This window comes from Acinetobacter sp. LF10 (assembly GCF_048585715.1).
Lineage (GTDB): Bacteria > Pseudomonadota > Gammaproteobacteria > Pseudomonadales > Moraxellaceae > Acinetobacter.
The window spans coordinates 3,059,432-3,073,034 of sequence record NZ_CP184160.1; the positions used below are offsets into that span (position 1 = coordinate 3,059,432).

Annotated in this window: 10 protein-coding genes and 2 rRNA genes; 3 read left to right on the forward strand and 9 right to left on the reverse strand. The window is 41.3% G+C overall.

The genetic code is table 11. The features are described from left to right. Nucleotides 1-38 precede the first annotated feature (38 nt). Together ACN19N_RS14695 and ACN19N_RS14700 are read left to right on the forward strand one after the other, a co-directional pair. A complete protein-coding gene (locus tag ACN19N_RS14695; protein ID WP_034600758.1) occupies nucleotides 39-236 on the forward strand; it encodes a hypothetical protein in 198 nt (65 codons plus the stop codon). A gap of 81 nt (nucleotides 237-317) precedes the next feature. Further along, nucleotides 318-671, forward strand: a complete 354-nt coding sequence (locus ACN19N_RS14700) for a RidA family protein (RefSeq protein ID WP_420001648.1) — start codon at nucleotides 318-320, stop codon at nucleotides 669-671. 4 nt (nucleotides 672-675) lie between these two features. Here the strand turns inward: ACN19N_RS14700 and ACN19N_RS14705 are convergent, their stop codons facing one another. The 5 genes from ACN19N_RS14705 to ACN19N_RS14725 form a co-directional block, all read right to left on the reverse strand. Beyond that, nucleotides 676-1,209 (reverse strand): DUF2726 domain-containing protein, encoded by a 534-nt coding sequence (locus ACN19N_RS14705; RefSeq protein WP_005218803.1) that lies wholly within the window; start codon nucleotides 1,207-1,209, stop codon nucleotides 676-678. Nucleotides 1,210-1,514: 305 nt separating this feature from the next. Beyond that, nucleotides 1,515-3,896: a YgiQ family radical SAM protein gene (locus ACN19N_RS14710; protein ID WP_420001649.1), complete on the reverse strand. Its 2,382-nt coding sequence runs from the start codon at nucleotides 3,894-3,896 to the stop codon at nucleotides 1,515-1,517. Nucleotides 3,897-4,062: 166 nt separating this feature from the next. Then, the gene (locus ACN19N_RS14715; RefSeq protein WP_087545085.1) at nucleotides 4,063-4,572 is read right to left on the reverse strand and encodes a hypothetical protein; all 510 of its coding nucleotides are present in this window, start codon (nucleotides 4,570-4,572) and stop codon (nucleotides 4,063-4,065) included. Between the two features lie 106 nt (nucleotides 4,573-4,678). Further along, on the reverse strand, nucleotides 4,679-5,881 hold the full coding sequence (locus ACN19N_RS14720; RefSeq protein ID WP_420001650.1) for an MFS transporter: 1,203 nt from the start codon (nucleotides 5,879-5,881) through the stop codon (nucleotides 4,679-4,681). Nucleotides 5,882-5,959: 78 nt separating this feature from the next. Next, the gene (locus tag ACN19N_RS14725; RefSeq protein WP_269229083.1) at nucleotides 5,960-7,210 is read right to left on the reverse strand and encodes an esterase-like activity of phytase family protein; all 1,251 of its coding nucleotides are present in this window, start codon (nucleotides 7,208-7,210) and stop codon (nucleotides 5,960-5,962) included. Nucleotides 7,211-7,769: 559 nt separating this feature from the next. On the opposite strand from ACN19N_RS14725, the gene ACN19N_RS14730 reads away from it, so the two are divergent. Beyond that, on the forward strand, nucleotides 7,770-8,249 hold the full coding sequence (locus ACN19N_RS14730) for a lytic transglycosylase domain-containing protein (RefSeq protein ID WP_269230484.1): 480 nt from the start codon (nucleotides 7,770-7,772) through the stop codon (nucleotides 8,247-8,249). 61 nt (nucleotides 8,250-8,310) lie between these two features. On the opposite strand, the gene cysK is transcribed toward ACN19N_RS14730, so the two are convergent. The 4 genes from cysK to ACN19N_RS14750 form a co-directional block, all read right to left on the reverse strand. Then, nucleotides 8,311-9,312, reverse strand: a complete 1,002-nt coding sequence (gene cysK, locus ACN19N_RS14735) for a cysteine synthase A (protein ID WP_269229084.1) — start codon at nucleotides 9,310-9,312, stop codon at nucleotides 8,311-8,313. A 122-nt stretch (nucleotides 9,313-9,434) separates the two neighbouring features. Next, nucleotides 9,435-10,019: a hypothetical protein gene (locus tag ACN19N_RS14740; RefSeq protein WP_420001651.1), complete on the reverse strand. Its 585-nt coding sequence runs from the start codon at nucleotides 10,017-10,019 to the stop codon at nucleotides 9,435-9,437. A 94-nt stretch (nucleotides 10,020-10,113) separates the two neighbouring features. Further along, a 5S ribosomal RNA gene (gene rrf / locus ACN19N_RS14745) occupies nucleotides 10,114-10,228 on the reverse strand. A 174-nt stretch (nucleotides 10,229-10,402) separates the two neighbouring features. Further along, a 23S ribosomal RNA gene (locus tag ACN19N_RS14750) occupies nucleotides 10,403-13,293 on the reverse strand. Nucleotides 13,294-13,603: the final 310 nt, after the last annotated feature.

Genomic DNA, 13,603 nt, shown 5'->3' on the forward strand with positions numbered 1-13,603 from the left:
TCGCCCAAGCACTAAATCATATTGATAGGAATACAATGATGTACCAAACTACTTATTCAGCATTAAGCCAAATAAAACAACTCTGCCCAATGCACAGTTCTATAGCAACTTGTCTAAATCGGCTACGCCAAGCCAAAATCCAATTTCTTAACCTCGGTAATATGATTATTTGTCCACAACAACATTGTATTTTGTTTTTTCAACAGCGTAATTTAATGGAAATAGAAACTTATTGAGTTTGGTTTAAACAAAATTACACAGCGACAAAATGTCATCAAGTACAATTCTAGTTATCCATTTTAATTAGGTAATTCTTTATGACTGTGCAAAGACTGCATGTCACTTCACGTTATTGCGAAGTCGCAATTTCAGGAAATTTAGTTCATTTGGCAGGTCAACTGGCAGATGATACCAGTGTCGATGTTACTGCACAGACACAACAAACTTTAGATAATATCGATCGTTTACTCGCAGAAGCAGGTACAGACAAAACAAATATTTTATCTGTCCTTATTTTTCTAAAAGACATTGAACACGATTATGCAGCAATGAATGCGGTTTGGGATGCATGGATTGCTGAAGGTCATCCCCCAGCACGTACCTGCGTAGAATCTAAACTGTATGCACCAGATGTTTTAGTCGAAATGACCGTAACAGCAGTACGTCCATAATCAATTAAGATGATTTTGCTGCTAGAACATTATATTTCATAACCCGTTCCGTTTGCGGCATTGTGGTTGCTGTAATTGAAACAGGCATGATCGGTTCAAATAGATCAGGAACTAAGTTCTCACGTAACTCCTGCTCCGTTGGAATACTGCTATAGCGCAATACTCGATAACCCGCTAATTCTAATAAGCTGTCTTGATAATGCTTTTGATGCAGACGATTTACATATGACTCGTCTGCAATCTCAATAATTGCAAGCACTTGGTGTTGCTGATCGAGTACGACAAAATCAGCAACTAAACCTTGATATTTACGGCGCGTATGCGCAAATTTTGTTGTTAATAGCGCATCAAAAGAAACATGCGCCAAAATCGTATGACGAGGTAATACAGCTTGTAAACGCATCAAAGTAATTTGCTCAGAAATATTGAGAATACCACGGCGTTTTAATGGACTATCTTGGCGCCGATTAGGATGTAGGCGTCGAAACACAAGTGCTGTAATCAACAGCAATCCAACTATTGTTATGAAATAATACATTTCTAACGAATCCCTTTAGATTTTTTATAATCATTTTGGCTTTGAGCCATTTTTTTAATCAGTAATAACGATAGTTAAAGTCATTTTAGCAGTGTAACTTAAATTTTTTTAATCGCGTTTCCCTCGTCGACCAAAGTCGTAAAAGCATCCTGCATCTATATTTATAATCATCAGTAGGCAAATATTCAAGCGGATATTGTCAGTATATGTTTCGATAAATTGTACTTTTATAACCAGATTGTGACTCCCCTACCATTTATGTATAAAAAAGAAGGCATCATGATTAATGCCTTCTTTTTATCCATTTAACGCTTTGGTTTCACTTTAGGTTTTGCTTTTCCTGAGAATGGTTTTTTGTCACCTGTTTCACGTGGCGGTAAACCTGTATGTTGCGTTAAGATCTGCCCTTTTTGTGAACGTTTCTGACCTGATTGTGGCTGAGATTGCGCTTGACCACGCTTCGCTGAATCACCTGCAACAGTTGAGTTCTTTTTACGTGCCGATTTATATTCACCTTCAGCCGTACCTTGTGGCTGATAGGTTGGGATCAGATGCTGCTTCGAATTACCAATTAAATCAGAACGCCCCATCTCTTTCAGTGCTTCACGTAACAAAGGCCAGTTATTTGGATCATGGTAACGCAAGAATGCTTTATGCAGACGACGGCGCTTTTCACCTTTCACGATATCAACATTTTCAGTATAACGTGCCACTTTAGACAATGGATTTTTGCCTGTGTAGTACATCGTGGTCGCAGTGGCCATTGGTGATGGGTAGAAGGTTTGTACCTGATCGGCACGGAAACCATTCTTTTTCAACCAAATCGCCAAGTTCATCATGTCATAGTCGGTCGTACCCGGATGCGCTGCAATAAAGTAAGGAATTAAATATTGTTCCTTCCCTGCTTCCTTACTGAAACGCTCAAACATTTGTTTAAAACGATCATACGTACCAATTCCCGGTTTCATCATCTTCGACAATGGACCTTGTTCGGTATGTTCAGGTGCAATTTTTAAATAGCCACCGACATGATGCTGTACCAGCTCTTTCACATATTCAGGGTTCAATACCGCAAGGTCATAACGAAGACCCGAACCAATCAAAATCTTCTTCACACCTTTGATTTCACGCGCTTTACGATAAAGCTGAACAAGAGGCGCATGATCGGTGTGTAGGTTTTGACAAACACCTGGATAGACACAAGATGGCTTACGACAGTTCTTTTCAATCTCAGGATCATTACAGTGCAAACGATACATGTTTGCAGTTGGGCCACCTAAGTCCGAAATAATGCCTGTAAATTGAGGTGCCGTATCACGAATTTTTTCGATTTCACGCAAAATCGAATCTTCAGAACGGTTTTGAATAATACGACCCTCATGTTCAGTAATTGAACAGAAGGTACATCCACCAAAACAACCACGCATGATATTGACCGAGAATTTGATCATATCAAAGGCTGGGAAACGTGCATTTCCATAAGAAGGATGCGGTAAACGTGCATAGGGTAAATCAAATACATAGTCCATTTCCTCAGTGGTCAGAGGAATTGGTGGTGGGTTGATCCAGACGTCCCGCTCACCATGACGCTGAACCAAGGCACGTGCATTGCCTGGATTGGTTTCAAGATGCAAGATACGGTTGGCATGGGCATACAACACATGATCGTCGGCCACTGCTTCAAAAGAAGGTAAACGAATCACAGCCAATTCACGTGGAGGTAATTTATGTTTAATCGCTTTTGATGGTGCAGGCTTTAACTGCACAATCTGTGTATCTGGATCGAGTTGGTCGCCTTCACGCACGATTGGATTGGCAACGATTTCTTTTTGGAAGTTTTGATACTGCGCTAATGAGTTACCTTTTTCTTTTTCAACTTCACAGCCATCAATATCTTCAGTCATAACATAAGGATTAATAATTGGATCAACACGTCCAATGGTATCCACGTCATTACTGGCAATTTCAACGAATTTCTCTTTAGATGCTTTATTATGCTTATTAATAATAAATGCTGTACCACGAACATCAGTAATCTCGTGGATTTTCTCACCTTTGGCTAAACGATGCATCACATCGATAATCGCACGCTCGCCATTACCATACATCAATAGATCAGCTTTTGAGTCCATCAAAATAGAGCGGCGAACTTTGTCAGACCAATAATCATAATGTGCAATACGGCGCAAGCTGCCTTCAATACCACCGAGTAAGACCGGAACGTCAGGAAAAGCTTCACGGCAACGCTGACAGTAAACTGTTGCTGCACGGTCTGGGCGCTTATTTGCTTCATTGTTTGGCGAATAGGCATCATCGGAACGAATTTTTCGATCTGCCGTATAACGGTTGATCATTGAATCCATGTTCCCTGCAGTCACACCCCATGCAATGGTTGGCTTGCCTAGAACACGAAAGCTCTCTGCATTGGTCCAGTCTGGCTGTGCAATGATCCCGACACGGAAACCTTGTGCCTCAAGTACACGCCCAATTACACCCGAAACAAAAGACGGATGGTCAATATAGGCATCACCACAGACCAAAATAAAGTCACACGCATCCCAGCCGAGTTGATCCATCTCTTCTCGTGACATCGGCAAAAATGGTGCGGGTTCAAAACACGACGCCCAATATTTGTCGTAATCAAACAACGCTTTGGGCGCGGTCTGCATGGTATAGGCAGTAGACATGGCTTGCGAATCTCGGCTAGCTGAAATGCTGGGATAGCATCAAAGATGAAAGCCGATCATTTTAACATGAATTCAATTCATTTTTATAGGTTAAAAAACAAACAGAAGCATTTCCCCAAAAGTATTTGTAACTTATGGAGGAAATAGCATCATAAGATGTTGATAATTACTCTTCTTCGTTCAAGAAGCCTTCTTTAATTCCAGAAGGTAAATCTTGATGCCACCATGTATAAATAGAAGCTTTAATTTCTTCATCTTCATCAGGATCATTCAATGGTTCATCATCTTCACGGATAAGCTCATCGCCATCAAATTTGAACCAAAACTCCCATGGATCATCATCACCACAGCCCCAAGCTTGAGCATGAATATCAGGTAATAATCCTTTTAAAAATAATAAAATATTTTCAATGTTTTCATCACCATTTGAGCCATGGGTAAAATCTAGGACAGCAAACCCATCAATATAGTGTAATGTTTCTGGCGCAAGATCATGTTCAATCGAATCAATCAAATCAACTAGCTCTTGAGTAATCTCATCCGCTTGCGGATTAATCAGTAGAGCTGTCTGAATGAACTTTTCTTCATCTCCATGATGTGTCGTAAATAAGACTTCTAATTGCCCCATGATTGTTGAGTCAGGATGTTTATAATAAACTCGACTATGTAATTCCATCTTATCTCCCCCAATTTTAATATTATCTCTACACCCAAATAGGTGCTTATTTAAATTACTAAATTTTCAGGACTTTTATCAAGTTTATGCGACTTTATTTGTCGTTTTAGTTTCGTTTTTTCATTAAGTGTATCGCGAGCGCAAAACCAATCACTAAGACCACTCCGACACTCAAATTAATTCCAATCCATCCAAAATGCTCCCAGACCAAACCACCACTACTCCCAAGCAAACTTGAGCCGATGTAATAGCAAAATAAATACAGCGAAGAAGCAACTGCCCGATATTGCACAGCTTGCACTGAGACCCAACTACTTGCAGTTGAATGTGCCGCAAAAAATGAAAAAGTGAAAATCGTCAATCCCAGTAAAATTGCCCAAAGCGAAGGAATAAGCGTAATGAACAGGCCAACCATCATGCTAAATAATAAAAAAGGCAGCACTTTTGCTCGACCATATTCATACCCCCATTGCGCAGCTTTCGGTGAACTATAAATTCCAGCAAGATAAGCAATCGAAATCAAACCAATCCAAGTTTGTGATAAATGAAATGGCGCTTCTAATAAGTGATAACTAATATAGTTAAAAACTGTGACTAGACAGCCCATTAAAATAAAGCCTTGGGCAAATAAAATTCGTAGTTTCGAGTCTTTTAAATTTTGCTCAAACGCTGCTTTAAAATGGGAAAATCGGAACGGATATGGTTTGAAATGCTCTGATTTGGGCAACAATAAATAAAATAAACAGGCAATAATAAAATTTAGAAAACCAATGATATAGGTTGCAGATTGCCAAGAAATAAAGTCAACCAATACCCCTGCAATTAAACGTCCACCCATGCCGCCAATCGCTGTGCCAGAGATATACAATCCCATCGCAAAACCGATATCTTTCTGCGCAATTTCTTCGCCGATATAAGTCATTGCAACAGCAGCCACACCACTCACGGCTAAACCAATAAAAATACGGGTGCTAAGAAAAATTTCCCAAACTGGAAATGAGGCACTGATTAACAATAAAATCGAAACGAGGAATAAGGCACAAACCATAATTGATTTACGCCCAAAGCGATCAGAAATAAAGCCTGTAAACAGCAGTCCTATCGCCAAAGCAACGGTTGAAAAAGATAATGGAAAACTACTATGCGTCGGCGTGACCTGAAAGAATTTTGCAAAAATTGGCATCATCGGTTGTACACAATACAACGATGAAAAGGATGCAAAACCAGCAAAGAACAAAGACCATAAAATCGCAGTAAACGATTTCGAACCATATTCAATATGGGTTGGGCGTAGCACTGACTCAGACATTCGGACTCCTTATGCCTGATCAGTATACGCTTTCAGCCAAAATGCGGAATGATCATTTCGGCTATTTTTACCGTCAACTTAAAATAACGCTTTCGGCAAACGAATCTGAATGATTTCATTATCATCAGCTTGCTTCGAATTACGTCCTGATGATCCAGGGAAGTTATTGTCATTCAATACAGTCAACGTTGTACCATTTTCAATAATCACATCTTCAATGGTTTCAAATGGGAAAGCAAATACAGAACCTGTACCAATATCTCCTTCTCGTACTGTACCAAAAAGAGCATTAGGATTAGATATTTTGATTAAATCGACGAGATCTTCACGTGCAACCGCTTGTTTCGGTTCGTTAAATTTCACACGAATCAACTTCTTATAACCGCCTAAATTATTTTGACTTGCATCACGTTCAATGATGATGCCTTCTTTGTCATTAAAAAGTTGAAAATCTCCAATATTGGTCGCTTTACTATCAAGCACAAACCAATAGTACAGTCCCGTATAGGCTTTTTTCTGGAGATCGAACTGAGAAATCAACAATTTCCCCGTCGAATCATTCACCAAGGGTTTTTCAAGCAATGGATATAAATATTTACCATCAGGTGAAATCGCCATACCTTCAAAACCACCACTTCGTTGGACTAAAGGTTCAACATAATTGATCTTGGCTTTATTGAACTGGTTTTGTGGTGAACGCAATTCTTGTGTTGAATTCAATGGATTTGGGAGCGGAATAGGTGCATCTAACAATATTCCCTCTGCTGAGAAATGTAACAGATACGGACCAAACTCATCCCCAATCCAATACGTTCCATCTGCCGCGCGTTGCATCGATTCAGGATCAAAATCCGCTCCCGTCAATAAGCGGTCTGCGGTATTTCCATTCACGATCTCAAAAGAAATACGTTTATTAGGATCACGTAACTGAATAAAGCTTTGTACAGTGACCTGTCCTGTACCTTTCGCTTTGGTTTTAAAGTCAGGTTTTAATTTATAAATCCGAAGTAAGAAATCAGCCGAGTTATCTTGTGTACCAAAACCATTATCCGCCATCGCCATATAGCTGCCATCTTCATTTTTTAAAGCAGCAGAGAAACCTTGTACAGGCTGTCCTTTAAACGGTGGATAGATGCCATTCGCACCACTCACGGCTTTACCAGAATCAGGACCTACCGCATAAGTTGCCACAGGAAGTTTGGCAAAAGAAATAAGTGTTGGTTCTGTCACGGTGTCTGTCGATGTAGTTTGCTCTTGATTATCATCATTACAAGCGGTCAGACCCAAAGCGGTACAGCAGAAAAGCATCACTAAAGTTGTCTTGTTCATAATTTTATACGTTTGGTAAAAATTAGAATAAATTTAAACAAGCTTTGATGACGTTTTTACTGCAATAAAATGAAGTCTTTATGGCGAAAAGATGACAACCCAAAACCGTGATATATCACATCACTACAAAGTAGCGAGTAGAAGTCACCTCTCCATGTAATAAAATTTTGTACGCAAAAACGTACACCGCTTGCGGTGATTGACGAATATACAGCAATACATTAAATGTCTAATATATAAATCATAGAGAGACAGGATGTCTCATTCAGAACAACAAGAAACACAGGATGTGGTCGTTGACAGGAGTTAACGGCAAGAAACCAAATATGAGAAAGCCTCGACAGGATGTCGGGGCTTTTTTATTAATCAATTATCATATTCACATATCATAAAATAACTGTTATTGACTCATCTATGTGCTGTTAATACCATCCATTTAACTTAACGCTAACGGTTCATTATTTTGCAACTCATCTCCATTCACACTGATCAACAACGATCTATAAAAAAATTAAAAAGGCTGATTCTTCAAATAAGTTTGATCGTGATTGCAATCAGTATGGCTGCGTGTAGTAGTTTAAGTGGATCATTTGCCAATCGCTCTAATCAATTGTCATCAGGACTACAAAATGCCTATTCTGTTTCTCCAAATACAGCAAATCGTTTATCCCCAATGATCGTGCAAAACGCAGAGCGTTATGACGTATCACCCACTTTACTCGCTGCACTCATTCGCCAAGAATCAAATTATAATAGTTCAGCACGCTCCCCTACAGGTGCGATCGGTTTAACTCAAATAGTTTCGACTCATTGGCGCCAGTCTTGTCCTGGCAATCTTTATGATGAAAATACTAATATTAATTGCGGTGCATATATCCTATCGACCTATTATAAATCAGCTGGCAGTTGGTCAAAAGCCGTGGCGTATTATAATGTTGGGCCATCAGGTTATGAACGGAGTTTTTGGACACGCCATAAAGGTAAAAAGTATGCTCGTTCAGTAAAACGTCATGAAAAAATCTTAAAAAAAGCCCTATAAAATAAAGAGTAAATAAAAAACCATGCTCTTAAGCATGGTTTTTATTGGCTGAATAATGAAATTACGCTTCGTCAAACAAACCTTCAAATAACACCGAAGACAAATAACGTTCACCGCTATCAGGTAAAATTACTACAATCGTTTTGCCTGCATTTTCAGGGCGTTCAGCAATTTGTGCCGCCGCCGCCAATGCTGCACCGCTTGAAATACCCACTAAAATTCCTTCTTGCGTTGCACATTTTCTTGCCCACTCAATCGCATCCGCACTATTCACTGGCAACACTTCATCGACCAAGTCTAGGTCTAGGTTTTTAGGAATAAAATTCGCACCAATCCCCTGAATTTTATGCGGTGCAGGTGTGATGCTTTCACCATTTTTAGTTTGAGTGATAATTGGAGATTCTGCTGGTTCAACCGCAACTGAATAAAGAGGTTTATTCTGGACTTGCTCAAAATAACGTGAAATTCCTGTAATTGTTCCACCAGTACCAACACCCGCCACAAGAATGTCCACTTGACCATTGGTTGCCTGCCAGATTTCAGGACCAGTCGTATCGACATGAATTTGAGGATTGGCTGGATTCTCAAATTGTTGTGGTAGGAAATAAAGCTCTGGATTTTCAGTCGCTAAACGGACAGCCTCATCAACTGCACCTTTCATACCTTTTGCTGGCTCGGTCAGAACAAGATTTGCGCCTAAAGCTTTCAGTACTTTTCTACGCTCTAAGCTCATACTTGCTGGCATAGTTAAAGTAATAGGATAACCTTTTGCTGCTGCAACAAATGCTAAAGCAATCCCTGTATTACCGCTAGTCGGTTCCACAATATGCATACCTGTTTTAAGTACACCACGTTTTTCCGCATCCGCAATCAACGCTGCACCAATACGGCATTTTACTGAAAATGCAGGATTACGGCTTTCCACTTTTGCCAATACTGTAGCATCTGATTTAATCAAACGATTGATACGAACTAAAGGTGTATTGCCTATCGCTTCTGCATTGTTTGCATAAACTGCGATACCAAGGTTGGCAGGCGTTGGAAATTGTTGATCGGTCGACATGTTATTTCCTTATTAGATTTGGAATGCTTCTTAAGCATTATAGGCTTGTCAGCCAAGGAGGAAAGTAGAAAACGTTAAGATTTATGAAAAGTTTTTCCCATATTTATAGTTTTCTTCGCCGATTATGCACCCGTAAACCATGAGAAAAACACATACTCATCGGAAGTTTCATAAAATATCTCTACCTCATTCCAATCTGCTGTTAATCCTAATGCTAATTTTATATCTGAAGAAATAGGTAAAGTAAAACTTTCAACTGGAGTAACCTCCACATCGTTATGATAAATTCCCCAACGATCAGAGTATTTTAGATTTTTCGCATTCTGATTTTTCTTTATTAATTTTTGGATAGAATACACTATCCATTGTGTTTGTTCTTGTACTTCCAGTTCAGTTAGTTTTTTAAAATTAGCTTTCTCTAATATAGGTAATAACCAAATATCAAAAATATTTTTTAAATCTGTTGTAGTTGTTTCAAGAATATCCCATTCTTCATGAAAATGAAGTTCATGAATAACCAGTGTTATAAATGCTTCTAATGGATTTAAACCTTGTGATTTTTTACAAATAAAATAGACAGCATCACACATCCCTTCATCGAAAGTCCTATATTCAACTCGATCAATGTGTATACGGGTAGAATTAGATAGTATATTTTCTACTTGTTTAAAATTTGATTTAATTTTTTCTAATGAGATTCCATCCATAACATCTTCTTAATCAACAACAATCATATAATTAAAATAAATGTAACATAAAAAACACCCCCAACCGTTAGGTTAGGGGTGTTTATTATTTAAAAGCTGGCGATGACTTACTCTCACATAGCAAACGCCACACTACCATCAGCGCTAAGAGGTTTCACTTCTGAGTTCGGGAAGGGATCAGGTGGTTCACTCTTGCTATTGTCGCCAGCAAACTGTTTATGGATACTTGCTTTGGTCTTATCTATGCCAAGGCTTTTTCCAAATGAGTTATTAACGGATTAGATATTGAGTCTAACTTTGTGTTCAGCATTTTAACTAGTTTTCACACTAAATCAAGTTATGTATTGAATTTATCTTGAATACAACAACTGTTTGGGTGTTGTATAGTCAAGCCTCACGAGCAATTAGTATTGGTCAGCTTCACACGTCACCGTGCTTCCACACCCAACCTATCAACGTCCTAGTCTCGAACGGCTCTTTAGAGGAATAAATTCCTAGGGAAATCTTATCTTGAGGTAGGCTTCCCGCTTAGATGCTTTCAGCGGTTATCCCTTCCGAACATAGCTACCCGGCGATGCGACTGGCGTCACAACCGGTACACCAGAGGTTCGTCCACTCTGGTCCTCTCGTACTAGGAGCAGATCCTCTCAAATTTCCAGCGCCCACGGTAGATAGGGACCGAACTGTCTCACGACGTTCTAAACCCAGCTCGCGTACCTCTTTAAATGGCGAACAGCCATACCCTTGGGACCTGCTTCAGCCCCAGGATGAGATGAGCCGACATCGAGGTGCCAAACACCGCCGTCGATATGAACTCTTGGGCGGTATCAGCCTGTTATCCCCAGAGTACCTTTTATCCGTTGAGCGATGGCCCTTCCATACAGAACCACCGGATCACTAAGACCTACTTTCGTACCTGCTCGACTTGTGGGTCTCGCAGTTAAGCGCGCTTTTGCCTTTATACTCTACGCGTGATTTCCGACCACGCTGAGCGCACCTTCGTACTCCTCCGTTACTCTTTAGGAGGAGACCGCCCCAGTCAAACTACCCACCAGACATGGTCCTCGCCCCGGATTACGGGGCAGAGTTAGAACCTCAACATTACCAGGGTGGTATTTCAAGGACGGCTCCATTGGAACTAGCGTTCCAACTTCAAAGCCTCCCACCTATCCTACACAAGTAAGGTCAAAGTTCAATGTCAAGCTGCAGTAAAGGTTCACGGGGTCTTTCCGTCTAGCCGCGGGTACACTGCATCTTCACAGCGATTTCGATTTCACTGAGCCTCTGCTGGAGACAGCGCCGCCATCATTATGCCATTCGTGCAGGTCGGAACTTACCCGACAAGGAATTTCGCTACCTTAGGACCGTTATAGTTACGGCCGCCGTTTACTGGGGCTTCGATCAAGAGCTTCGCTTACGCTAACCCCATCAATTAACCTTCCAGCACCGGGCAGGCATCACACCCTATACGTCCACTTTCGTGTTTGCAGAGTGCTATGTTTTTAATAAACAGTTGCAGCGGCCTGGTTTCTGTGGCTGCCAATAGCTCAGGGAGCAAGTCCCATCACCGTCAGCAGCGTACCTTCTCCCGAAGTTACGGTACCATTTTGCCTAGTTCCTTCAGCAGAGTTCTCTCAAGCGCTTTGGTCTACTCGACCTGACCACCTGTGTCGGTTTCGGGTACGATTCCTGTGTAACTGAAGCTTAGAGACTTTTCCTGGAAGCATGGTATCAGCCACTTCACTGTACAAGTACAGCTTGCTATCAGTTCTCAGCATAGAGTACCCCGGATTTGCCTAAGATACATGCCTACAACCTTCCACCTGGACAACCAACGCCAGGCTGACTTAACCTTCTCCGTCCTCTCATCGCATTACACAGAAGTATTGGAATATTAACCAATTTCCCATCGACTACGCCTCTCGGCCTCGCCTTAGGGGTCGACTCACCCAGCCCCGATTAACGTTGGACTGGAACCCTTGGTCTTTCAGCGAACGGGTTTTTCACCCGTTTTGTCGTTACTCACGTCAGCATTCGCACTTCTGATACCTCCAGCATACTTCTCAATACACCTTCATCGGCTTACAGAACGCTCCCCTACCACTTGACTAATGTCAAATCCGCAGCTTCGGCACATAGTTTTAGCCCCGTTACATCTTCCGCGCAGGCCGACTCGACTAGTGAGCTATTACGCTTTCTTTAAAGGGTGGCTGCTTCTAAGCCAACCTCCTAGCTGTCTATGCCTTCCCACATCGTTTCCCACTTAACTATGATTTTGGGGCCTTAGCTGGCGGTCTGGATTGTTTTCCTCTTGACTACGGACGTTAGCACCCGCAGTCTGTCTCCCGGATAGTACTCATTGGTATTCGGAGTTTGCATCGGTTTGGTAAGTCGGGATGACCCCCTAGCCGAAACAGTGCTCTACCCCCAATGGTATTCGTCCGAGGCGCTACCTAAATAGCTTTCGGGGAGAACCAGCTATCACCAGGCTTGATTAGCCTTTCACCCCTATCCACAAGTCATCCCCTGGCTTTTCAACGACAGTGGGTTCGGTCCTCCAGTTAGTGTTACCCAACCTTCAACCTGCTCATGGATAGATCGCCTGGTTTCGGGTCTATACCCAGCAACTAAACGCCCTATTAAGACTCGATTTCTCTACGGCTCCCCTATTCGGTTAACCTTGCTACTGAATATAAGTCGCTGACCCATTATACAAAAGGTACGCAGTCACCGAACTAGTCGGCTCCCACTGCTTGTATGCATGCGGTTTCAGGATCTATTTCACTCCCCTCACAGGGGTTCTTTTCGCCTTTCCCTCACGGTACTGGTTCACTATCGGTCAGTCAGGAGTATTTAGCCTTGGAGGATGGTCCCCCCATATTCAGACAAGGTTTCACGTGCCTCGCCCTACTCGTCATCATTGTGTGTGCCCTTTCGTGTACGGGAATATCACCCTCTACGTTCGCACTTCCCAGAGCGTTCCACTAAAACACACACAACTTAATGGGCTGCTCCCCGTTCGCTCGCCGCTACTAAGGGAATCTCAATTGATTTCTTTTCCTAAGGGTACTGAGATGTTTCACTTCCCCTCGTTCGCTTCATAAGCCTATGTATTCAGCTTATGATACCCGCCTTATAGCGGGTGGGTTCCCCCATTCAGAAATCTCCGGATCAAAGGATATTTGCCGCCTCCCCGGAGCTTATCGCAGGCTATTACGTCTTTCATCGCCTCTGACTGCCAAGGCATCCACCACATGCACTTAATTACTTGACTATACAACCCCAAACAGTCGTTAACACATACAAGTCAGTGTTAGCGTTGCAAACTTAATTGCTACTATTCGTTGTCTGTGAACTTAATCACCATACAGCTTCAATCTAAATTCATATACCAAAACGCTTGATTCAGTGTTTTTGCTAGTTCTCAGATTAAATATTAATTTAACAATTACTTGTTATCTTCCTATTTAATCGAGTTTGAACAATTTATTTCAGACTCAAATTCTAATCTGTTAATGATTAACTACAGCCTCGTCAGCTTGCAGTAAACTGTGATAAATCACAGAGATTAATAAACCAGTCAA